At 72.2% G+C, this 19,002-nt stretch carries 18 protein-coding genes and 1 pseudogene; 15 read left to right on the plus strand and 4 right to left on the minus strand.

Annotation, left to right across the window (positions count from 1 at the left end; genetic code table 11):
• Positions 1–48: 48 nt before the first annotated feature.
• Both OG371_RS18135 and OG371_RS18140 read right to left on the minus strand, forming a co-directional pair.
• Positions 49–1,032 (minus strand): hypothetical protein, encoded by a 984-nt coding sequence (locus tag OG371_RS18135; RefSeq protein ID WP_329070741.1) that lies wholly within the window; start codon positions 1,030–1,032, stop codon positions 49–51.
• Between the two features lie 101 nt (positions 1,033–1,133).
• Positions 1,134–1,772 carry a DNA-binding response regulator gene (locus OG371_RS18140; RefSeq protein ID WP_329070743.1) on the minus strand — a complete coding sequence of 213 codons (639 nt, stop codon included), beginning with the start codon at positions 1,770–1,772 and terminating at the stop codon, positions 1,134–1,136.
• Between the two features lie 109 nt (positions 1,773–1,881).
• Here OG371_RS18140 and OG371_RS18145 point away from each other — a divergent pair, with 109 nt between their 5' ends.
• The 14 genes from OG371_RS18145 (at position 1,882) to OG371_RS18210 (ending at position 16,299) form a co-directional block, all read left to right on the plus strand.
• Entirely contained in the window at positions 1,882–2,757 is an 876-nt protein-coding gene (locus OG371_RS18145; RefSeq protein ID WP_329070744.1) for an oxidoreductase, read from the plus strand.
• 137 nt (positions 2,758–2,894) lie between these two features.
• Positions 2,895–4,160, plus strand: a complete 1,266-nt coding sequence (locus tag OG371_RS18150; RefSeq protein WP_329070746.1) for a sensor histidine kinase — start codon at positions 2,895–2,897, stop codon at positions 4,158–4,160.
• Positions 4,157–4,846, plus strand: coding sequence for a response regulator transcription factor (locus OG371_RS18155; protein ID WP_091618351.1), 690 nt, complete (start codon positions 4,157–4,159; stop codon positions 4,844–4,846). Before OG371_RS18150 ends, OG371_RS18155 begins: the two co-directional genes overlap by 4 nt.
• Positions 4,847–5,006: 160 nt before the next feature.
• Entirely contained in the window at positions 5,007–5,990 is a 984-nt protein-coding gene (locus OG371_RS18160) for a Ppx/GppA phosphatase family protein (RefSeq protein WP_329070748.1), read from the plus strand.
• 151 nt (positions 5,991–6,141) lie between these two features.
• Complete coding sequence (locus OG371_RS18165; RefSeq protein WP_329070750.1) at positions 6,142–7,992, plus strand: hypothetical protein; 1,851 nt, start codon at positions 6,142–6,144, stop codon at positions 7,990–7,992.
• 104 nt (positions 7,993–8,096) lie between these two features.
• The gene (locus tag OG371_RS18170; RefSeq protein WP_329070753.1) at positions 8,097–8,912 is read left to right on the plus strand and encodes a sugar phosphate isomerase/epimerase family protein; all 816 of its coding nucleotides are present in this window, start codon (positions 8,097–8,099) and stop codon (positions 8,910–8,912) included.
• A 171-nt stretch (positions 8,913–9,083) separates the two neighbouring features.
• Positions 9,084–9,914: a thioesterase family protein gene (locus OG371_RS18175; RefSeq protein ID WP_329070755.1), complete on the plus strand. Its 831-nt coding sequence runs from the start codon at positions 9,084–9,086 to the stop codon at positions 9,912–9,914.
• A 23-nt stretch (positions 9,915–9,937) separates the two neighbouring features.
• Positions 9,938–10,753 (plus strand): pyrroline-5-carboxylate reductase, encoded by an 816-nt coding sequence (proC, locus tag OG371_RS18180; protein WP_329070757.1) that lies wholly within the window; start codon positions 9,938–9,940, stop codon positions 10,751–10,753.
• Positions 10,754–10,856: 103 nt separating this feature from the next.
• Positions 10,857–12,692: a plasmid pRiA4b ORF-3 family protein gene (locus tag OG371_RS18185; RefSeq protein WP_329070759.1), complete on the plus strand. Its 1,836-nt coding sequence runs from the start codon at positions 10,857–10,859 to the stop codon at positions 12,690–12,692.
• Between the two features lie 261 nt (positions 12,693–12,953).
• Positions 12,954–13,169: a helix-turn-helix domain-containing protein gene (locus tag OG371_RS18190; RefSeq protein WP_037353555.1), complete on the plus strand. Its 216-nt coding sequence runs from the start codon at positions 12,954–12,956 to the stop codon at positions 13,167–13,169.
• A 237-nt stretch (positions 13,170–13,406) separates the two neighbouring features.
• Positions 13,407–13,508, plus strand: coding sequence for a 30S ribosomal protein bS22 (locus OG371_RS18195; protein ID WP_007030867.1), 102 nt, complete (start codon positions 13,407–13,409; stop codon positions 13,506–13,508).
• 259 nt (positions 13,509–13,767) lie between these two features.
• On the plus strand, positions 13,768–14,814 hold the full coding sequence (locus OG371_RS18200) for an NAD-dependent epimerase/dehydratase family protein (RefSeq protein WP_329070761.1): 1,047 nt from the start codon (positions 13,768–13,770) through the stop codon (positions 14,812–14,814).
• Positions 14,811–15,845 carry a lysophospholipid acyltransferase family protein gene (locus OG371_RS18205; protein WP_329070763.1) on the plus strand — a complete coding sequence of 345 codons (1,035 nt, stop codon included), beginning with the start codon at positions 14,811–14,813 and terminating at the stop codon, positions 15,843–15,845. Before OG371_RS18200 ends, OG371_RS18205 begins: the two co-directional genes overlap by 4 nt.
• 100 nt (positions 15,846–15,945) lie before the next feature.
• The gene (locus OG371_RS18210; RefSeq protein ID WP_329070765.1) at positions 15,946–16,299 is read left to right on the plus strand and encodes a hypothetical protein; all 354 of its coding nucleotides are present in this window, start codon (positions 15,946–15,948) and stop codon (positions 16,297–16,299) included.
• A gap of 7 nt (positions 16,300–16,306) precedes the next feature.
• Here OG371_RS18210 and OG371_RS18215 read toward each other — a convergent pair whose 3' ends face one another.
• Positions 16,307–17,200 carry an HAD family hydrolase gene (locus OG371_RS18215; RefSeq protein ID WP_177231444.1) on the minus strand — a complete coding sequence of 298 codons (894 nt, stop codon included), beginning with the start codon at positions 17,198–17,200 and terminating at the stop codon, positions 16,307–16,309.
• A 172-nt stretch (positions 17,201–17,372) separates the two neighbouring features.
• On the opposite strand from OG371_RS18215, the pseudogene OG371_RS18220 reads away from it, so the two are divergent.
• Positions 17,373–17,844, plus strand: a pseudogene (locus OG371_RS18220) (DinB family protein); the annotation flags it as partial.
• Positions 17,845–17,865: 21 nt separating this feature from the next.
• Here the strand turns inward: OG371_RS18220 and OG371_RS18225 are convergent.
• Complete coding sequence (locus OG371_RS18225; RefSeq protein ID WP_329070768.1) at positions 17,866–18,942, minus strand: DUF5667 domain-containing protein; 1,077 nt, start codon at positions 18,940–18,942, stop codon at positions 17,866–17,868.
• Between the last annotated feature and the right edge of the window lie 60 nt (positions 18,943–19,002).

Raw genomic sequence — 19,002 nt, forward strand, 5'->3', positions numbered from 1 at the left:
AGTGTTCATGACGGTTCTAACCGTCATGAACACTCACGAGCTTTTCAGTCAGGAGCCCTGGGCCACGGTGTTGAGCCCGGACACCTTCCAGGTCGCGCCCTGTTTGACCATGGTCAGCCGCGCCGGGATCTGACGCTGCTGCGCGCCGCCCTGCTGCTGGCTGTTGACGATGCCGCCGAGCAGCACCTCCGCCTGGGTGCCGTCGGCGTTCAGCGACGAGACGGCGGCGATGGACAGCGGGTCGAGGGAAGCCTTGGCGCCGCTCTGTTTCATGCTGTCGACGGTGTGCGCGCGGGTCTGGCGGAACTGCGTCAGCAGCGGGTCGGCGGCGACGGATTCGTAGCTGTCGAACAGGGCGTCGGCGTTCTTCGCGTCGACCGTGAGCAGGACCGTGGCGGCCTTGTGCGCCGCCGCGAGCACCTGGTCGCGGGTGCCGGCCGGGGTGCCGGGCCGGCCGCTCGCCGGCTCGGCGGCCGCCTTGGGCGAGACCTCGATCTGCGACAGCTGCCAGTGCCCGCCCGCCGGCGTCGCGGTGAGCAGCATGATCGCGGTGGCGGAGTTCTTCTGCCCGTTCTGCCCGCTGCTCTGCTGCCCGGCGATGACCAGCACCTTCGCGCTGGTGCGGGTCAGGTCGAGCACGCCGGAGTCGAGCACCTTCGTCTGCGTCTGCACCGGAGTGGTCTTGACCTGCGCGAACGTCTCGTCGAACTGCGCGCGGGCCGGGCCGGCGAGGTACTCCTGCTCGTTCTTCACCACGGCGGCGGCCTGGGTGGAGTCGTAGCTGAAGACCGTCTCGACGGCCTTCTTCACCCCGTCCGCGGCGTCGGTGGTCGCCTTGGCGTCGACGTACGCGAGGTTCGCCGGGGCCGGCGGGCTCGCCGGCGCGGCCGGGGGGTTCGCGGACCCGGTCGCGGGGCCGCCGCAGGCCGCGAGGGCGAGCACCGCGGCGCCGGCGGCCAGCGCCGTGACGGCCTTGGCCGGTCGGGGGTTCGGGTGCGGCCGGGGGCAACGGCCGTCGGTCGGCTGGGTCATGACTGGTGGGGCTCCGGTCGTCGGTGTCAGGTCGGGGCGGGCTCGGCCGTTGCCAGTCGACAGCAAGCCGGTCGAACGCAAGCCGGTCCACAGCGGGCCGGTTACAGCAGGCCGGCCTCCCGGGCGCGGGCGCCCGCCTGGAAACGCGACGTCGCGCCGAGCGCGGCCATCAGCTCCGCCACCCGACGACGGTACGTGCGAAGCCCGACGCCCATCGTCCGGGCCGCCGTCTCGTCCGTGCAGCCCGAAGACAGCAGGTCGAGGATCTGCGGGGTGAACTGCCGCAGCTCGTCGAAGCGCACCTCGTACGTGGCGAGGTCGGTCGCCGAGCGCCACGCCACCTCGAACAGCGACCGGATGCCGTTGACCAGGTCCGGCCGGCTCAGCACGGTGTAGCTCCGCCCGTCCGGCGTCACCTCCGCCGCGAGGATGGCGATGCGCCGGTCGAGCATGATCGTTTCGTTGATCTCGCTCTCGGTGATGCGCACCTGCGCGCCCAGGCTGGTGATCTCGCGCAGGTGGGCCGCGCTGGCGGGGTCGAGCAGCACGCGGGGCAGGTAGACCTTGCGCACCTTGCGACCGCGCACGCTCTCGACCCTGGTCGGCGGCCGGGTGGCCGACCAGGTGTGCATGTCGTTCGCGGCGCACGCGATCTCGGTGGCGGCGGCGAACAGGTGCCCGGTGCGCTCGAACAGCTCCCGGTCCCCGCGCACCGTCACGACGTCCTCGACCTTGGTCACGCCCTCCAGTGTCCGCCCCGAGGCCGCTCCGGTGCCACTGCCGGGTCATCAAGCTGGCAGCTTGCTGCCAAAACGGGCGGCGCCGGGGGCGGCTCGCGAGGCTGGAGGCATGACACAGACCGCACTTCCCGCCGCCGCGGCGGGCACTTGGCAGCTCGGCTCGGTGACCGTGAACCGGATCGGTTTCGGCGCGATGCGCCTGCCGATGTCCGGCGACGGCGAGCCACGGGACCGCGCCGGCTTGATCGCCGTGCTCCGCCGGGCCATCGAGCTCGGGGTGAACCACATCGACACCGCCGCGTTCTACTTCAGCCCGCTCCGCTCGGCCAACGAGCTGATCACCAGCGCCCTCGCCCCGTACGGCGACGACCTCGTGCTCACCACCAAGGTCGGCCCCGGCCGCGACGCGTCGGGCGAGTGGCTGCCCTACGCCCGGCCGGACCAGCTGCGCGGGCAGGTCGAGGAGAACCTGCGCCAGCTCGGCCGCGACTACATCGACGTCGTCAACCTGCGGATCGGCGGCGGGCTGGACCGCGGCACCGGCCCGATCGCCGAGCACTTCGGCGCGCTCGCCGAGCTGCGGGAGGCCGGGATGATCCGTGAGCTGGGCATCTCCAACGTCGGCCCCGAGCACCTGGCCGAGGCGCGGGCGATCGCGCCGGTCGTCTGCGTGCAGAACCAGTACGGCCTCACCGCGCGCCGCGAGGACGACGAGCTGCTGCAGCTCTGCGGCGCCCACGGCGTGGCGTTCGTGCCGTTCTTCGCCGTGGCCAGCGGGCAGAACGGCGTCGACGAGCAGGTGACGAAGGTCGCCGAGCGGCACGGCGTGACGTCGGCGCAGGTCCGGCTCGCGTGGACGCTCGCGCAGGGCGACCACGTGCTCGCCATCCCGGGCACGGGTGATGTCGGGCATCTGGAACAGAACGTCGCCGCGGGCGCGCTGCGGCTGACCGACGAGGATCTGGCCGATCTCGATGCCGGCTGAAGATCGCCAACGAATGTCTCGATCGGGTGAACAGGGCCTGACACCAGGGCGAACATGTCGCCCGCAGGTGTCATGAGCCTCACGACGGGGCTTCCAGGACTAGGCCAGAAGGCTACCGGGATGCTTACGATTCCCCTGTGACCACGCCTGTTGCCCTCCTGTTGGCCGTCGGCGCACTCGTCGTCGGCGCGGTCGCCGGTTTCCTGGCGGCCCGGGCGCGCGCCCGGCGGGAGGCGGCCCAGCCGACCGGGCCGACCGTCGCCGAGCTGATCGAGCGCCTCATCCGCTCCTCCAACAGCGGCATCCTGGTGCTGAACCGCTTCGGCGACATGGTGCTGCACAACCCGCGGGCCTACGAGCTGGGCCTGGTGCGCGTGAACCAGCCCGACCCGCGGGCGCGCAAGGCCGCCGAGCAGGTGGTGGAGACCGACGAGCCGATGGAGGTCGACCTCTCGCCGCTGGAGAGCCGCGGCCGCCGCCAGCCGGAGGCCGTGCTCGGCGAGGTCCGCCCGCTGGGCGACGGGTTCACCGTGGTCGAGGCCGTCGACCACTCCGAGGCCATCCGGCTCGAGGCCGTGCGGCGCGACTTCGTCGCCAACGTCAGCCACGAGCTCAAGACCCCGGTCGGCGCGATCGCGCTGCTCACCGAGGCCGTGCTCGACGCCGCCGAGGACGTCGAGGAGGTCCGCCGCTTCGGCAGCAAGATCCTGCGCGAGTCGACCCGGCTCGGCCAGCTCGTCACCGAGCTGATCGCCCTTTCGCGGCTCCAGGGCGCGGAGCGGCTCCCGGACCTCAACGTCGTCGAGGTGGACGCGGTGGTCCGGGAGGCGCTCGGCCGGACCACGCTGTCGGCCGAGTCCGCCGAAATCACCATCACCACCGACCCGAACAGCGGCCTGCTCTTCGAGGGCGACCGCACGCTGCTGGTCACCGCGCTGTCGAACCTGCTGGAGAACGCCGTCGCGTACTCGCCGGCGGGCAGCCCGGTGTCCATCTCGCGGCGGCTGGCCGACGGGATGGTCGAGATCGCCGTGACCGACCGCGGCATCGGCATCGCCGAGGACGAGCAGCAGCGCGTCTTCGAGCGGTTCTACCGCGCGGACAAGGCGCGCTCGCGCGCCACCGGAGGCACCGGCCTCGGCCTCGCGATCGTGAAGCACGTCGCGGCCAACCACGGCGGCTCCGTCGGGTTGTGGAGCCGGCAGGGCACCGGGTCGACGTTCACCCTGCGCATCCCCGCGCACGTGCGCCCCGAGCCCGACGGCGAGCCGCAGCGCAGCGCCACGGGCAAGCAGATCCCGCCGGCCGCCCCCGCGCGGCCGGACAAGACCCCCGAGCGGACACCCCGGCTCGTGGTAACCGGGCAGGAAATCTCCGGCCCAAACCCAGGAGGAAACCTGTGACGAGGGTTCTCATTGTCGAGGACGAAGAGTCCTTCGCCGACCCGCTCGCCTTCCTGTTGCGGAAAGAGGGCTTCACCGCCGCCGTCGCGGGTACCGGTCAGCAGGCGCTCGAGGAGTTCGACCGCAACGGCGCCGACATCGTGCTGCTCGACCTGATGCTCCCCGGGATGAGCGGCACCGACGTCTGCAAGCAGCTGCGCCAGCGCTCCGCGGTCCCGGTGATCATGGTGACCGCGCGCGACAGCGAGATCGACAAGGTCGTGGGCCTGGAGCTGGGCGCCGACGACTACGTGACCAAGCCGTACTCTGCCCGCGAGCTGATCGCCCGCGTCCGCGCCGTCCTGCGCCGCGGTGGCGAGCCGGGCGCCGAGGGCGAACTGGCCCCGCTGGTCCTCTCGGCCGGCCCGGTCCGGATGGACGTCGAGCGGCACGTGGTGACCGTGGACGGCGGCGAGGTTTCCTTGCCGCTCAAGGAGTTCGACCTGCTGGAGTACCTGCTGCGCAACGTCGGCCGCGTGCTCACCCGCGGCCAGCTGATCGACCGGGTGTGGGGCGCGGACTACGTCGGCGACACCAAGACCCTGGACGTGCACGTCAAGCGGCTGCGCTCGAAGATCGAGCCGGACCCGGGCTCGCCCCGGCACCTGGTCACCGTCCGCGGCCTCGGGTACAAGTTCGAGACCTGATCGACCCGCTCGTGAGTGCCTATGACGGTTAGAACCGGCATGAGCACTCACGAGCTTTTTCACGCACCGCGTCAGTTCAGGCACGCAGAGTCGAGCCCTGAACGAGTGGTGTTGGTTACAGTTTCGAGACCTGGCTGTGGGACCGGTACGCTGGATCCTCGTGCGCCTAGGGGTACTCGACGTCGGTTCCAATACCGTCCACCTGCTCGTGGTCGACGCCCATCGTGGCGCCCACCCGACCCCGATGCATTCCGAAAAGGCCGTGCTGCGGCTGGCCGAGCAGATCACGCGGTCCGGGGACCTCGGCAAGACCGGGTCCGACGAGCTGGTCCGGGCCGTCGAATCGGCCAAGGGCGCGGCCCGGCGGCTGGGCTGCGAAGAGGTCATGGCCTTCGCGACCTCGGCGGTCCGCGAGGCCCGGAACTCGGCGAAAGTGCTGGCCAGGGTCGCGGACGAGACCGGGGTCGAGCTCAAAGTGCTCTCCGGCGTCGACGAGGCGCGGCTGACCTTCCTCGCGGTACGGCGGTGGTTCGGCTGGTCGGCCGGGCAGCTGCTGGTGCTCGACATCGGCGGCGGCTCGCTGGAGGTCGCGATGGGCCGGGACGAGGAGCCGGTGCTGGCCGAGTCCCTGCCGCTCGGCGCCGGCCGCACCACGCGCACGCGCTTCCACCACGACCCGCCCACCCGGTCCGAGGTGGTGGCGACCTCGGCGTGGCTGGAAGAGCAGCTCGCCGCCCTGGCCAGGAAGCTCGCCAAATGGGGTGAACCCGATCGGGTCGTGGCGACGTCGAAGACGTTCCGCTCGCTGGCCCGGCTGACCGGCGCCGCCCCCTCGGCGGCCGGGCCCCGGGTGCGCCGTACCCTCACGGACACCGCATTGCGCCAGCTCATCGCCTTCATCTCCCGGATGCCCTCGGCGGAGCTGGCGCACCTCGAGGGCGTGAGCTCGAGCCGTTCGCACCAGCTCGTGGCCGGCGCGCTCGTGGCGCAGGCCGCCATGCGGGCACTTTCGCTCCAGGAACTCGAGATTTGCCCATGGGCGCTGCGAGAGGGTGTCATCCTGCGGCGGCTGGACCATTCCAACGGTGCGGACGACACTGGGCCCGCCCTCACCGGCGTTTCGGCGAACGGGGAGGACCGGTGACAGCAGCGGACTGGACTTCGTTGACGGACAACAGGCACGGTGAAGAGGTGACGGACATGCACAGCACGGTGGTCAGCGCGCGCGGCGCCGTCTGCGTCCAGTCGCAGGCACGTGTCACAGCCAACCCCGAGCGCGCTTTGGACAGCACGGTATGACGGACCAGACCGGCGGCGACCAGCCCCAGAAGACCGTGGCCGAACTGCTCGCCCAGCACGGGCAGCAGGTCGACGGCGGGCGACGGCGCAGGCGCCGGGCCGCGGACGACGACGAGGCCCCCGAGACGACGAACACGACCGGCTCCCGCCGCGCCGCGAACGTCACCGACACCGCACCCCAGGCGATCATCGACCGGGTGACCTCGGACGGGGGCACGCCGCCCCCGCCGTCGCGCACCGGCAGCCGCCGCCGTCCGGACGGCCCGCCGCCCTCGCCGCGAGCGGTCCCGCAGGAGTCGCAGCCGCTGCCCCGGCCGCCGGCGCCGCCGTCCGGCCGTCCGGTGAACGGCCAGCAGGACTCCGGTTACGTGCGTCCTCCGGCGCCGCCGCAGGAGTCCGGCCAGTTCGCGCGCCCGCCCGCTCCGCCGCAGGAGTCGGGTCAGTTCGCGCGCCCGCCGGCGCCCCCGCAGGACTCCGGTTACGTGCGCCCCCCGGCGCCGCCGCAGGAATCCGGGCAGTTCGCCCGCCCGCCCGCTCCGCCGCAGGAGTCGGGTCAGTTCGCGCGCCCGCCGGCGCCCCCGCAGGAGTCGGGCCAGTTCGCCCGGCCCCCGCAGGATTCCGCGCAGCTGCCGGTGCCGCCGCGTGGCCGGGCGCCGCGCCAGCAGCCGCCGGGCCCGCCGCCCGCCGCGCCGCCGCAGGCCCCGCCGCCGCTGCCGGCCGACGAGACCCGCGACGCGGTACAGCCGGTCCGGCGTCGCCCCGGCCCGCCGCCGGCACCGCCCGCGCCGCCGAACACCTCGCTGACCGCCCGCCTCGACGGGCTCGACGGCACCCCCGACGCCGACGTCCCCGAGCCGCCCGCCGGCCCGGGCGCGATGGCCAGCGGCGCCTTCCCGGCCGGCGCTCCCCAGCGTCCGCGCCGGGCGCCGGCCCGCCGTCCGGCCCCGAAGCAGGAGCCGCACACCGAGCAGTTCGACGCGGTGGCCGACCGGCTCGAGCCCGAGCCGCCCGCCGCCGCGCCGCCCCAGCCCCCGGGCCCCGGCCCGGCGCCGCAGCAGCCCGCCGGACTGGCCGGCTGGCGCAAGCGCCGTCAGCAGGAGCAGCTGGAGGACACCGAGATCGGCGTCATGCCGGTGGTCCCCGGGCAGGACGGCACGGCCGACGACTACGCGGATGACGACTACGCCGACGACGACTACGCCGACGACGATTACGCCGACGACGGCTACCAGGACGAGAACGACGGCTACCCGGCCCCCGACAACGGCTATCCCGCTGCCGACAACGGATATCCGGCCGCCGACAAGGGTTACGCGCCCGAAGAGGACTACGACGCGGGCCCGCCGACCTCGGGCTACCCGCCGCCGATGCCGTTCGCGCCCGGCCGCAAGGACGACCGTCACCCGCTCGACGACGACCTGTCCGAGTACGAGCGCGAGTTCGAGCAGCCGGCCTACGCCGACGGCCCGGACTTCGAGCGGGACGACTACGGCTACGAGCAGCAGTCCGTCGAGTACGAGGACGACTACGACGACGAGGAAGAAGCCGCCGAAGCCCCCGCCGGGGAGCCGGCGCCGGAAGGCTCGCCGGGCAAGCAGTGGCTGACGCTGGCCGGCCAGCTCGCGCTGGGCGTGGTCGGCGGGGCCGGGGTCTGGCTCGGCTTCAACTGGCTGTGGGTCAACCTCGCGCCGGCCGCCCTCGTCGGGGCGCTGCTGGTGATCGTGGCGCTGGTCTGGATCGTGCGGAAGATCCGCCGCGCGGAGGACCTGCAGACCACGGTGCTGGCGTTGCTGGTCGGGCTGGTGGTGACGGTGTCGCCGGCTGCGCTGCTGCTCGTCGCCCGGTAAGTCCCCGGGCGGCCTGGCCGCCGTTCCGGAGAAGGCCCGGGAGAAGGTCCCGGAGAACGGGAACGGTGCCGCCGGGGGAGTGCCGCCCCGGCGCACACGGCAGGATGGGCGGCGTGAGCGCAGCCGAGAAACCCGTGCCGGTGGGGTTGAGCACCGCCTCGGTGTGGCCGTTGCGGGCCGGCGCGGGCTTCGAGCTCGCGGCCGACCTCGGGTACGACGGCGTCGAGGTGATGGTGTGGGCCGACCCGATCAGCCAGGACGTCGCCGCGGTGCGGCGGTGGTCGCGCCGGACCGGCGTGCCCGTGCTGTCCGTGCACTCCCCGTCGCTGCTGATCACGCAACGGGTCTGGTCGCCGGACCCGGTGGTGCGGCTGCGGCGGTCCGTGGACGCCGCCGTGGAGCTCGGGGCGCGCACGGTGGTCGTGCACCCGCCGTTCCGGTGGCAGCGGCGTTACGGCGACGCGTTCGGCGACCTGGTGGACGAGCTGGAGGAGTCCAGCGGCATCGAGGTCGCGGTCGAGAACATGTTCAAGGTGCGCCCGCCCGGCGGCTCGAAGAACTCGCGCGTCTCGGCGTTCCGGCCCTCGATCGACCCTACCGACGTAGGGTTTCGGCACTACACACTTGATCTTTCCCACACCGCCGCCGCGGGCATGGACGCGCTCGAGCTCGCCGAGCGGATGGGCGAGGGGCTCAGCCACGTCCACCTCGCCGACGGCACCGGGCTGCCCAAGGACGAGCACCTGATCCCCGGCCACGGCGGCCAGCCGTGCGCCGAGCTGGTGGAGCGGCTGGTCAGCAACGGTTTCCGCGGCCAGATCGTGCTCGAGGTCAACACCCGGCACGCCACCAGCTCGGCCGAACGGGCCCGCGCGCTGGCCGAGGCGCTGCTGTTTGCCCGTCTGCACCTTGGACAGTGACCTGGCCGTCACCAAGATCGGCTGTCCGGGCGGACAACGGCCGATGGCCTGCTCCACCAGGGCTCGGACACGTAAAGTGCCGACCGTGAACTCGTTGCGATCGTTGAACTTCGCCGCCGTCGGAACGCGCGGGCCGGGCCCCGCGCGCTGCCCCGCAGTGGCCGGTCGTCCGTGAGCGCGGCCGACGACACCACGACCGCGTTCGAGGCCGCCACGGCGGTCCGCTCGCTCGGCGACGGCACGTTCACCGCGACGCTGCGCGCGGAATGGTCGATCGCGAGCCACCCCCACGGCGGTTTCCTCGTGGCCCTGCTGGCGAGAACCGCCACGGCCGTCCTGCACGAGCGGGACGAGGCCACCGCCGAACCGCTGGTGGTGAGCGCCGAGTTCCTGCACGCGCCCGCGCTGGGGCCGGTGCTGCTGCGCACCGAGGTCCGCAAGGTCGGCCGTCGCGCGACGGTGGTCGCCGTCCGCCTGGAGCAGCGCGGCCGCAGCTGCGTGGAGGCGCGTGTGACCACCGGGCGGCTGCCGATGCGGCGCGCGGAGTGGTCCGACCTGCCGCAGATGCCCGCGGAGCCGCCGTCCGGCGCGCTGCAGCTGACGGCCGAGACGTCCGAGGGCCGGTTCAACCTGTCCAAGAGCTGCGAGGTCCGGATCGACCCGGCGACGGCGGGCTACCTGGCCGGGCGCGCGGGCGACCCGCCGCGGATGCGCCTGTGGGCCCGTCCGCGCCACGGCGTGGTGGACGTCTACTTCGCGCTGCTGGCCGGGGACCTCAACCCGCCCCTGGTCGCGAACCTCGGCCGGCTGGGCTGGGCGCCGACCGTCCAGCTCACCGCGCTGGTGCGCACGCGCCCGGCGCCGGGCTGGCTGCGGGTGGTCGTCGAATCCCGCTCGGTGAACGAGGCCTGGTTCGACTCCGACGCGACGGTCGTCGACGCGCAGGGCCGGCTCGTCGCCCAGACGCGCCAGCTGGCCCTCGCCCCGGCCCCGGGGCCCTGACGGCGGTTTGGCACGCTGGCGCCATGACGGTGATCGCGGTGCTGGGAGCTGGAAAGATCGGGGAGGCCCTGCTGTCGGGGCTGCTGCACGGCGGCCACGCGCCCGGGGACCTGCTCTTCATGGAGCGCTACCCGGCGCGGGCCGAGGAGCTGACGCAGCGGTACCCGGGGCTGCGCTCGGTCACCGTCGCCGACGCCGCCAAGCAGGCCGACGTCCTGGTGGTCGCCGTGAAACCGCAGGACATCGACCCGGTGCTGGACGTGCTGGCGCCGCTGCTCGGGCCGTCCTCGCTGGTCGTCTCGCTGTGCGCGGGGCTGCCGACGTCGCTGTACGAGCGGCGCCTCGCCGAGGGCGTGCCGGTGGTCCGGGTGATGCCGAACACGCCGATGCTGGTCGGCGAGGCCATGAGCGCGATCTCCGCGGGCCGGCACGCGACGGCCGGGCACCTGGCCGTGGTGAAGGAGCTGCTCGCGCACGTCGGCCAGGTCGTCGAGGTGCCCGAGGGCCAGCAGGATGCGGTGACGGCGCTGTCCGGCTCCGGCCCCGCGTACTTCTTCTTCCTGGTCGAGGCCATGATCGACGCCGGCATCCTGCTCGGCCTGCCGCGCGCGCTGGCGGGGCAGCTGATCATCCAGTCGGCCGTCGGGGCGGCCAAGATGCTGGCCGAGTCGGACGAGCACCCGGCGCTGCTGCGCGAGGCCGTCACCTCGCCCGCCGGCACGACCATCAACGCCATCCGCGAGCTGGAGAAACACGGCGTCCGCGCGGCCCTGCTCGACGCGATCGAAGCGGCCCGCGACCGGTCCCAGGAACTCGGCCGCGCGCACGACGAGCACTGACCCGCACCGACCCGGGCTGCTCCCGAGGCGGCCGCGTCGTGGCTGAGGGCTGTCACCAAGACCCCGCTGTGTGCCGTGCCACGAGGATTCGTACGGTGGCGATATGTCCTCTCGTACCGCAGCGCTTCCGGTGGAACCTGCGCCGCAACAGCTCGCGTTGGCAGCCCGGAGCTGCTCGATCCTCACGGCGGCGAGCACCTTGGCCGAATGGGTCGGGACCGGCCGCCCGGTCACCACGCGCGGAGTGCTCAAGCCCGCCGCCGCCGTCGAAGCCTGTGATCTGCTGGGCATCGAACTGTCCTCACGCAAGCCCCGCAGTGCGCTGGACATCAGCTCGCTGATGGTCGCGTGGACAGCGGCGGGCATTGCCGGGTTCATCGAGGTGGACCGGGCCCGGGCGGCGGCAAGGCCGCCGCTTCGGTCCTGGCTGGGCGGGACACCGGAGGAGGTACTGGTCATCTGGGCCCGGTGCGCGGCGGAGTTCCTCGGCCTGGCCGGTGAAGGCGGCGAGACCGACTTGGACGCTCTGGTCGTACTGGCATTCCTGCACCAGCACGAGGACGCGGTCTCGCTGGATGAGCTGGACGAGGCCGTTCTCCAGTACCTCGACGGCGGTGCACCGGACTGTTCTTGCCCGGACTGCACGTCGCTGCCCGCTGACCTGGCCGGGATGGAGGCGGTCGAGAACATAGTGGCGGTCCTGAACGAGTTCGGGATGGTCGTCCTGCGGGAGGACACCGCCGAGCTGACCCCGCTGGCCCGCTGGTTCACCGACGTCATGTTCCGCCAGAGTGCCCCGTCCGCCGATGTCGATGCGGGCGCGCTGGTCAATGTGTTGAGCGGGCTTCCGGACACGGTCGCCTCGCTGATGTGCCGTCCGTGGCTGGCCGCCCGTGCTCCGGTCGCAGCTGCCCGCGAGCTGCTCGCCTTCGGGCAAGCCGCCTCCGGGCCGCTGCGTCTCACCGCGTTCAGCCTGGCGCGCGAATGCGGCCCTGATGCGGCACCCGCGTGGCAGGAACTGGCGACGCTGAAGGGGGCCGGCGCCTACGCCAGGGTCTGGCTGGCCGAGCAGGAGAACGCCGAGCCTGCCGAGGCCGACCTGACGTGGATCTTCGTGGACACGGTGTCCAGCATGCTGGACGCGATGCCCGACGGCCTGCCCCCGGACCTGGTTTCCGCTCTGCTGCAGGCTCAAGGCGATGCCGAGCTTGCCGAGGTCTTGCCGCTGCTCGGCGACTGCGATCATCCGGGCGCCGCTCGGCTGGTCACCCTCCTGACCGCCCACCTGGCGAACCCGTTTCCCGGGCTGGGCGTTCCCGGGCTGGGTATGGCTCCCCTCAGCCGCCCGGTTCTGCCCGAGCGCCCCGAACGTGCCGATGCCCGCTTCCGGATCAAGGTCCAGCTGCGGGGCGTGACGAAACCGCCGGTATGGCGGCGCATGGAGGTGCCGGCCGCACTGAGCCTCGACCGGCTTCACGGGGTGATCCAGGCCGCCATGGGCTGGGGCGACAGCCACATGCACGCGTTCTCCGACGGGCAGTACGAATACGGGCTCCCCGACCCCGAACTGGGCCATCACGACGAACGGGAGGTGTATTTGTCCCAGCTGCTCGGCGGCGCCGGCGACCGGATCCAGTACGCCTACGATTTCGGTGACGGCTGGGAACACGACATCGTCCTGGAGCGGATCCTGCCGGCCGATCCTGGGGTGACCGGAGCGTTGTGCACGGGCGGCAAAGGGGCCTGCCCTCCTGAGGACTGCGGCGGCATCTGGGGTTACGAGCAGCTGAAGGACACACTGGCCGACCCCGCAGCCGAGGAGCACGACACCTTGCTCGACTGGCTGGGCCTGAAGTCGGGTGCCGATTTCGACGCCGGCGAGTTCTCGGTGGAGGAAGTCAATCAGCGGCTCGCCCACGGCGCCTCGGCGCGTCGCTGAAGCCCCGCTGAGTCGTCGGTCCGGACGAGAACCGGAGCGATGACTCACCAGGCCGAACCGTTCCACAGGAGCGGGCAAACCGCTCGTATCACCCGAATGCCCCACTCAGGGTGTGCGCTACGGCCCTGGTGAGGGCCCATCCCGGTGACAGGCGTCGCACTAGTCCCACCTGTCCCGCTACTCTCGTGAAGAGCACGTGCGTGTCGATACCACAGGTGGGGAAGCCTCGTGGCGCGACACGTGTCGAAGGACGCGGTAAACATGTCGCCGAACAAGAAGGAGGATTTGCCCGCCGTAGGGCAGGTCCAGTTTTTGACCGTCGCCGAAGTGGCCACGCTGATGCGGGTCTCGAAGATGACCGTCTACCGCTTGGTGCACTCGGGTGAGCTGCCCGCCGTACGCGTCGGGAAATCGTTCCGGGTGCCCGAGAAGGCAGTGCACGAGTATCTGCAGGGTGCCTACTTCGACGTGGGCTGATCGGTCGCCGGGCATGCGTAGCCAATCCGGCCAAAAGAAGGCGGTCGAGTGGTGACCGTCGGGCACAGCCGATTCGCCGTAGCTGTGGTCGGATTGGCGATGGCCAGCAGCAGAGTCATGCCCGCCGACCGGCCCGCGTCGGCACGCGGGTAACCTGGTAAACCGCTCGTGCCTGTGCGCTCCACCCGTTGGACGCTGCGCCGGGCAGCGTTACCGACGACGACCTAAGGAGCGCCCATGGGCTCTGTGATCAAGAAGCGCCGTAAGCGCATGTCCAAGAAGAAGCACCGCAAGCTTCTGCGCCGCACGCGAGTGCAGCGCCGTAAGGCCGGTAAGTGAGCCTTACGCTCACTGAACTGTCGTGGCCCGTCCAGCGTTTGGACGGGCCACGTCCATTTGGCGGGCCTTTTCCCCCGTTCGAGTGAGGCACGTGCCGCAATCCGGGCCTCCGGCGTTAATACCAGGTAAGACCTGGTCAGGGCACCCCTCATGGCCGGTAACATGGCCGGTGCGTCCGCGCGATGCTTCCAGTGAGTGCAGGTTCGCGCGCTCCGGGTGATCGCCCGCCCCCACGCTCCAGCCGCCCCCAGGGAGTCTCATGCCGTCGAACATCGTGCTCGTCACCGGGGTCGCCGGCGACCTGGGCGGAAAGCTGCTCGCCCGGCTCGGCAACAACCCCGGGTTCGAGCGGGTGATCGGCGTCGACACCGCCCCGCCGGCCAAATCGGTGCTGCAGCGCATGGGCAACGCCGAGTTCGTCCGCGCCGACATCCGGAACCCGCTGATCGCCAAGGTGATCAGCACCGCCGAGGTGGACACGGTGGTGCACACCTCGTGCACCGCGCACCCGGCCGGGCCGAGCCGGCGCGCGGCGGTCAAGGAAGTCAACGTCATCGGCACCATGCGGCTGCTGGCCGCGTGCCAGCGCTCGCCGCTGGTGCGCAAGCTCGTGGTCAAGTCCAGCGCGGCCGTGTACGGCGCGGGTGCGCGCTCGCAGGCCGTCTTCAGCGAGGACTCGGAGCTGATCCCGGCGTCGTCCAGCGGTTACGCCAAGGACGCCGTGGAGATGGAGGGTTACGTGCGCGGCCTGGCCCGGCGCCGTCCCGACATCACGGTCACGCTCTGCCGGTTCGCCAACATCATCGGCCCCGAGGTGGACACCGTGCTCTCGCGCTACTTCGCGCTGCCGGTGATCCCCACCGTCTTCGGCTACGACGCGCGGCTGCAGCTGCTGCACGCGTCGGACGCGCTGTCGGTGCTGGAGCTCTCGACGCTGGAGGACCATCCCGGCGTGTTCAACGTGGCGTCGGAGGGGGTGCTCACGCTCTCGCAGGCGATCCGCCGGGCGGGCCGGGTCGGGCTGCCCATGCCGAGCGCCGTGGTGCCGTCGGTGGGCAAGGTGCTGCGCGGGGCCCGCGTGGTCGACTTCTCCGCCGACCAGGTCCGGCTGCTGAACTTCGGCCGGGTGGTGGACACCACGAAACTCAAGCAGGAGTTCGGTTTCACGCCGCGCTGGACCACGCGTGAGGCGTTCGACGACTATGTCGCGGGCCGCGGCCTGCGCCCGGTGCTCGACGGCGGCCGGCTCGCCGGGCTGGCGGGCAAGGTGCTCGTGGCCGCCGCGACCGGGCAGGCGAGCCGATGAGCCGCGCGAGGGCCGAGAGTGAGGCGCACACCGTGAACGGTGCCCAGGCACAGGTGATCCCCCTGCACGGTCCCGGCCGGGAGAAGCCCGTGGCCGACGAGCCCGAGGCCGCCCCGTCGGCGGCCGAGCCGCGCGCGGACGCGCCCGTGGTGGCGTTCCCCTCGGCGCCTTCGCCCGCTGCCGCGGCCGAGGAGCCGTTGCCCGAAGCCCTGCTGACGGCGCTGGACTTCCTGCGCCACCGGCTGACCGGCGACTACTCCGTGGACGAGTTCGGCTTCGACGCGGAGCTGACCGACACCCTGGTGCTGCCGCCGTTGCGCGCGCTGTACGAGAAGTGGTTCCGGGTGGACACGCACGGCGTCGAGAACCTGCCGAAGACCGGCGGCGCGCTGCTGGTGTCCAACCACTCCGGCACGCTGCCGCTCGACGCGCTGATGACCGCCGTCGCGGTGCACGACGAGACCGGCGGGCGGCACCTGCGCGGCCTCGGTGCCGACCTGGTGTTCAAGCTGCCGCTGGTGGGCTCGTTCGCGCGCAAGGCGGGCCAGACGCTGGCCTGCAACGCCGACGCCGAGCGCCTGCTGACCGGCGGCGAGCTGGTGGGCGTCTGGCCGGAGGGCTTCAAGGGCGTCGGCAAGCCGTTCTCCGCGCGCTACAAGCTGCAGCGCTTCGGTCGCGGCGGCTTCGTGTCCGCGGCGATGCGCGCCGGCGTGCCGATCATCCCGGTGTCGGTCGTCGGCGCCGAGGAGACGTACCCGAAGCTGGGCGACATCCGGCTGCTCGCGCGCCTGTTCGGACTGCCGTACTTCCCGGTCACGCCGTTCTTCCCGCTGCTGGGCCCGCTCGGCGCCGTCCCACTGCCCACGAAGTGGAGCATCGAGTTCGGCGAGCCCATCCGCACCGACGAGTACGGCCCGGACGCCGTCGACGACCCGATGCTCGTTTTCACCGTCACGGACCAGGTGCGGGAGTCGATCCAGCAGACGCTGTACCGGCGGCTTTCGCAGCGCAAGAGCGTGTTCCGGGGCTGATTTCGGGGGGCTGGTTTCGAGGGCCTGAGTAGAACTGCGCGAGGTCTTCGGGTAGTCCTCCGGACGCGCCGGCGGCGGCGTGCCGGGCACAGTCGGGTTCATGCTGGACGACCCGATCACGACCACGCCCCGCTCCCCGGGCTGGGGCGGCTTCGTACTGGCCCTGACCCTGATTTCCTTGCTGGGGGCGGTGTTCTCGGCGGTTGTGGGCTTCGCCTCGGTGATGAGCAGCGACGGTTGCTTCAGCGGTGACACCCGCTTCATCTGCACCGGCGACGGTCAGCAGACGGTGTTCTGGCTGCCGTGGATCGGCTGGGCGTCGGCGATCATCGGTTCCTTGATCACCGCGGGGTGGGCGTCGAGGAAGGGCTGGGGGCCGTGGGCGGGCCTGCTCGTGGGCGCGCTGCTCTACGTCGTCGCCGCGCTGGTCGCGCGCGGCATCGTCAACGGCTGACTCGCGTTCAGCGCCGCCGGTAAGCCATTCCCGCGGCCACCGCGCCGGCCAGCGCGCCCGCGCCCAGCACGGACGGGACGCCGATCTTCGCGGCCTTGCGCCCGGTGCGGAAGTCGCGGATCTCCCAGCCGCGGGCGCGGGCGACGTCGCGCAGGCCGCTGTCCGGGTTGACCGCCACGGCGGTGCCGACGACCGAGAGCATCGGGACGTCGTTCTGGGAGTCGGAGTAGGCCGTGCAGCGCTTGAGGTTCAGGCCCTCGCGGGAGGCGAGCGCGCGCACGGCGTGGGCCTTCGCGCGGCCGTGCAGCATGTCGCCCACCAGGCGGCCGGTGTAGACGCCGTCCTTGGACTCCGCGACGGTGCCGAGCGCGCCGGTCAGGCCGAGGCGGCGGGAGATGATCGCCGCCAGCTCGATCGGAGTGGCGGTGACGAGCCAGACGCGCTGGCCGGCGTCCATGTGCATCTGGGCCAGCGCGCGGGTGCCGGACCAGATCTTGTCCGCCATCAGCTCGTCGTAGATCTCCTCGCTGATGGTGGTCAGCTCCTCCACCGTGCGACCGGCCACAAAGGACAGTGCGCGCTCGCGGTGGGACTTGATGTCCTCCTTGTTCTCCCGCCCGCCGAGCCGGAATTTCACCTGCTGCCAGACGAAACCGGCCAGATCGGAGGAGGTGAAGAACTTGCGGGCGGCGAGGCCGCGCGCGAAGTAGAAGATCGAGGCGCCCATCATCATCGTGTTGTCCACGTCGAAGAACGCGGCCGCGGTGAGGTCCGGCGGGGCGGGCGGCACCGGCGGCACCGCGTTGGCCGTCGCGGTGGCAGCCTCGGCCGACGCCTCGCCCGCGATCGTGGCGAGCCGTTCGAGCTCCTGACTCTTATCCTTGCCACGCCAAGCTGACACGCACCGCCTCCACGTTCGCCGCACGTCCCGGCGGCCGGAAACGGCCGGGCCCTGCTGCACAGGGTAGCGACCGGGCGACTCACCCGGTCGAGGTGTGGCGAGGCCCTCGGTCAAGGGTTGACGAGCGGGCTGCGGAGGTCGTTGCCGGGGCCCGCCGCGCGGCTGCTCGGGCATGCTCGTACTCGTGATCGACGATTTCGCGAAGGAGTACCTGCACAGCGACCTGCGAGAGATCCGCGAGGTGATGCTCCGGAAGCTCGACGGGCTGCCCGAGCACGACATCCGTCGACCACTGACCTCGTCCGGAACCAACCTCCTCGGGCTGGTCAAGCACCTGTCGGTGTGGGAGTCCCGGTACTTCGGCGAGGTCTTTGACCGACCGTTTCCCGAGCACGTCCCCCGATGGGACGACCTCGAACAGCGCGGCACCGACATGCGGGCGGCCGAGCACGAAACACGCGAGGAGATCACCGGCCGCTACCAGCGCGTCTGGGCGCACTCCGACGCGACGATCGCCGCGCTCGCCGGGCTACGTGCCCTGGTGGCCACGTCCGGACGTGATGCTGTTCAACGTCCTGGTCCACATGCTCACGGAGACCAGCCGGCACGCCGGGCACGCGGACATCCTGCGCGAACAGCTGGACGAACGTTGACGAGCGGCCCGCTCAGCCGATCACGATCGGGGGAAGGCCCGGCAGCAATGGCGGGATCGACACCAGCACCGGCGGCGGCGAGGTGGGCGTCGGCAGGCGGGGTGCGGACGGCGTCGGAATCGGCGGGGCGAACACCGGCGGCGGCGCCGCGCCACCAGTAGGCGTCGGCGTCGGCGCGGTTGGGACGGCCAGGTCCGGGGTGCCAGGTGTCGAGGTGTCAGTGCTCGGCGGCACCGTCTCCGAGGACGACGGCGGGGGCGAGGAAGGCTCGGGGGCCGGGGTGGCGCCGATCCGCGAAGGCTGTTGCTGAGTGCAAGCGCCCTTGGCAGGCAGCAGGCCCAGCTCGTCGGAGCTGCCCGTGGTGATCTCGTAGCAGTTGAGCCGCGAGACGAGCGCCGTCGTGCGTTCCTGGATGCGGGTGAGCAGGCCGCGGGCGCCGCTCAGGTCGGGGGCCGCGGCGGCCGGGACGTGGGACTGTTCGGCGGCCAGCAGGCTCGACTGGTCGCGCGCCCACGTCTTCAGGTCCGCGAGCTGACCGTGGTCGCCGCCGCTCGTGGCGAGGGCGGTGAGCTGGGTGACGCCGGCGCGGACGTCGGTGCCGAAGTCGTCCAGTGCGGTGCGGTAGGCCGACGGGGAGGCGTCGGTCATCCGGGCCAGCTCGGATACCCGGTCGGCCGCGAATTCCAGGTGTTTCTGGGCCTTGGCCTCGTCGCCGAAGGTGAAGGCGAGTGACGTCGCTTCTCCGGCCCGCTTGACGTCGTACAGCGTTTCGCCCGGGACCGCGTTCTTCGACAGCAGCAGCGTCAGGCCGACGAGGCCCAGCACCAGCGCGATGCTCGCGGCGGCCAGGTCGGCCATCCGCGGTCGCCAGCGCCGGCGGATGACGGGTTCGCCGAGCCGGCCTTCGATCTCCGCGCGGATGCGCTCGCGCGTGGCCGGGTCGGGCCCGCCGGCCGGGCCCAGCTCGCGCAGCGCGGCGACCACCGCCAGCTCGGCCGCGAACTCACCGTCACGCTGCGCCGGCGACGGATCGAGCGCGCGGTCGAACCGCTCGACCTCCACCCGTTCCCGCGAAAATCGCCCGGGCACGCCCACGGTGCTGCTCCGTCTCCCACGCGGCCGGCCCTGACTGCCGGTCTGCGTGGAGAA

The sequence above is a fragment of the Amycolatopsis sp. NBC_01480 genome, from assembly GCF_036227205.1.
In the GTDB taxonomy this organism is placed as follows: Bacteria; Actinomycetota; Actinomycetes; order Mycobacteriales; family Pseudonocardiaceae; genus Amycolatopsis.

What these genes read in the sequence shown, in the direction of transcription:
- proC (WP_329070757.1), top strand. Translation starts at nt 9,938, where the DNA reads ATGACGGTGATCGCGGTGCTGGGAGCTGGAAAGATCGGGGAGGCCCTG.
- OG371_RS18170 (WP_329070753.1), top strand. Translation starts at nt 8,097, where the DNA reads ATGGGCGGCGTGAGCGCAGCCGAGAAACCCGTGCCGGTGGGGTTGAGC.
- OG371_RS18145 (WP_329070744.1), top strand. Translation starts at nt 1,882, where the DNA reads ATGACACAGACCGCACTTCCCGCCGCCGCGGCGGGCACTTGGCAGCTC.
- OG371_RS18135 (WP_329070741.1), bottom strand. Translation starts at nt 1,032, where the DNA reads ATGACCCAGCCGACCGACGGCCGTTGCCCCCGGCCGCACCCGAACCCC.
- OG371_RS18185 (WP_329070759.1), top strand. Translation starts at nt 10,857, where the DNA reads ATGTCCTCTCGTACCGCAGCGCTTCCGGTGGAACCTGCGCCGCAACAG.
- OG371_RS18210 (WP_329070765.1), top strand. Translation starts at nt 15,946, where the DNA reads ATGCTGGACGACCCGATCACGACCACGCCCCGCTCCCCGGGCTGGGGC.
- OG371_RS18200 (WP_329070761.1), top strand. Translation starts at nt 13,768, where the DNA reads ATGCCGTCGAACATCGTGCTCGTCACCGGGGTCGCCGGCGACCTGGGC.
- OG371_RS18165 (WP_329070750.1), top strand. Translation starts at nt 6,142, where the DNA reads ATGACGGACCAGACCGGCGGCGACCAGCCCCAGAAGACCGTGGCCGAA.
- OG371_RS18195 (WP_007030867.1), top strand. Translation starts at nt 13,407, where the DNA reads ATGGGCTCTGTGATCAAGAAGCGCCGTAAGCGCATGTCCAAGAAGAAG.
- OG371_RS18190 (WP_037353555.1), top strand. Translation starts at nt 12,954, where the DNA reads ATGTCGCCGAACAAGAAGGAGGATTTGCCCGCCGTAGGGCAGGTCCAG.
- OG371_RS18205 (WP_329070763.1), top strand. Translation starts at nt 14,811, where the DNA reads ATGAGCCGCGCGAGGGCCGAGAGTGAGGCGCACACCGTGAACGGTGCC.